Raw genomic sequence first — 2498 nt, forward strand, 5'->3', positions numbered from 1 at the left:
CCGCAACCGTGCTCGCCGGCATCATCAAGGGCATGGATGAAGGCCTCGATCCCGGACCCGAAACGACCGGCAACGGCTATGAGGCAGCGGTCACGCGCACGACCATGCCTGTCGACTGGCGCGCCGCGATCGAAGCGGCGCGGACGTCCAGCTTCCTGAAGAACGCGCTCGGCGAGGACCTGCACCGGACCTTCGTGGCAATCAAGCAGTCCGAGTACTTGCGTGTGGCACGCACGGTCAGCGAACTGGATTACCACCTCTATCTGCACGAGGTTTGATGGATTCATGATGGGCGGCGATCATTTTTTCGCCGCCTCCATCAAATGAGGTAGCGTATCTTCTGTTTAGAACATATCATGAACAGATGAGCGCACTTACCGTCCGTGAAAAGCTGGCGATCCTCTCCGACGCCGCCAAATACGATGCCTCTTGCGCCTCTTCCGGTGCGGCGAAAAAGGACTCGCTGAAATCAGGCGGCATCGGCTCCACCGAGGGCATGGGCATCTGCCATTCCTATGCGCCGGATGGCCGCTGCATTTCCCTTCTCAAGGTCCTGCTGACCAATTTCTGCATCTATGATTGCAGCTATTGCATCAACCGCTCGTCGTCCAATGTGCGGCGCGCCCGTTTCACCATCGACGAGGTGGTGAAGCTGACCATGGATTTCTACAGGCGCAACTATATCGAAGGCCTGTTCCTGTCCTCGGGCGTCGTCCGCTCACCGGACGAGACCATGGGCGAGATGGTCGAAGTGGCACGCCGGCTGCGGTTGGAGGAGAAGTTCTCCGGCTATATCCACCTGAAAACCATTCCGGAAAGTTCGGCCGAACTGATCGAGAAGGCAGGGCTCTATGCCGACCGGCTATCGATCAATGTCGAACTGCCGACCGACGAGGGTGTGAAGCGGTTGGCGCCCGAGAAGAAGCCGGAGGCAATCCGGCTTTCCATGGCCAAGCTGCGCCAGAAGATGGAGGAGAAGGCCGAGCCGACTTTGAAGACCAGAAAGCGCGAACGCTTTGCGCCGGGCGGCCAGTCGACGCAGATGATCATCGGCGCCGACAAGACATCCGACGACGGCATCCTTCACACCAGCGCGCGGCTCTATGGCAGCTATCATCTGCGGCGCGTCTATTACTCGGCTTTCAGCCCCATTCCGGATTCGTCATCGTCGCTGCCCTTGCTGAAACCACCGCTGATGCGCGAGCACCGGCTCTATCAGGCCGACTGGCTGATGCGGTTCTATGGGTTTTCGCAGCCGGAAATCCTTGCCGGAAGCAGCGACGGCATGCTCGATCTCGCCATCGACCCGAAGCTCGCCTGGGCGCTGCGCAACCGGGGGCAGTTTCCGGTCGACATCAACCGCGCCGAACGCGAAGCGCTGCTGCGGGTGCCGGGTCTCGGCACCAAGGTGGTGGCAAAGATTTTGGAGACGCGCCGGCATCGGCGCATGCGGCTCGAGGATGTCGGGCGGATCTGCCAGTCGATTGCCAAGCTCAGGCCGTTCATCATCGCCGAAGGCTGGTCGCCTGGTGCGCTGACCGACAAGGCCGGCCTGCGCGACAGGATCGCCCCCTCCTGCGAACAATTATCGTTGTTCTGATGATGCGGCCAGCTGAACTTGATCTCGTCAGATACAGTGTGCGGCTCGATAGCGAGACGGATTTTGCCGGCTGGCGTGACGCGGCACGGCGGCTGGCCCTGAATGAGGTCAGGCCCGAGGAGGTCGGCTGGCGTGTCGCGCCGGGCTCTGATCAGGCAGAATTGCCCGAAGTGCCTGCGGGCGCGCAACTCGTCGTGCCGCGCGACTTCATCGGGCATGCCGAAACGGCGTTCTGCCATTCCGATCCCGGCCGGTTTGCCTTTCTCTACCGAATGCTTTGGCGATTGCGCGACGAGCCTAAACTGCTGGAAATCGCGTCGGACCCCGACACCAGGCGGCTTGAGGCCATGGAAAAGGCGGTGCGGCGCGACAGCCACAAGATGCACGCCTTCGTACGCTTCCGGAAAATCGGCGACGGTGCCGATGAGCGCTATGTCGCCTGGTTCGAGCCGGATCATTTCATTGTCGAGCGCAACGCCGATTTCTTCGTCAGGCGTTTCACCGGCATGCGCTGGACGATCCTGACGCCATACGCCTCCGCCGATTGGGATGGCGAAAGGCTGGCTATCGGACCGGGCGCGGCCAAGGGCGATGCGCCGGATCAGGACGACACCGAGGCGCTCTGGCGCACCTATTTCGAGAACATCTTCAATCCGGCGCGATTGAAGGTGAAGGCCATGCAGAAGGAGATGCCGAAGAAATATTGGCGGAACCTTCCCGAGGCTTCGCTCATTCCAGACATGATCGCAGGAGCGGACAAGGCCGCCAAGGACATGATTGCGAAAATGCCGACAACACCCGCGCCGCACCACGCCAAGGTGCAGGCACGGCATTGGCCGAAGCAGCCCGCCGAAGCACCGGAAGATGATGCAGACACGATTCCCGAGTTGCGTGAGGT

General features: G+C 61.2%; 2 protein-coding genes and 1 pseudogene. All 3 read left to right on the forward strand.

Annotation, left to right across the window (positions count from 1 at the left end):
• A pseudogene (locus EN749_RS34035) lies at nt 1-278 on the forward strand (glutamine synthetase); the annotation flags it as partial.
• An 86-nt stretch (nt 279-364) separates the two neighbouring features.
• Nucleotides 365-1600: a putative DNA modification/repair radical SAM protein gene (locus EN749_RS34040; protein ID WP_128364821.1), complete on the forward strand. Its 1236-nt coding sequence runs from the start codon at nt 365-367 to the stop codon at nt 1598-1600.
• Nucleotides 1601-1602: 2 nt separating this feature from the next.
• Nucleotides 1603-2498, forward strand: an 896-nt coding sequence (locus EN749_RS34045; protein ID WP_128364822.1) for a TIGR03915 family putative DNA repair protein, incomplete at its 3' end; no start/stop codon positions are given.

It is taken from the genome of Mesorhizobium sp. M7A.F.Ca.ET.027.02.1.1, from assembly GCF_004022985.1.
GTDB lineage: Bacteria > Pseudomonadota > Alphaproteobacteria > Rhizobiales > Rhizobiaceae > Mesorhizobium.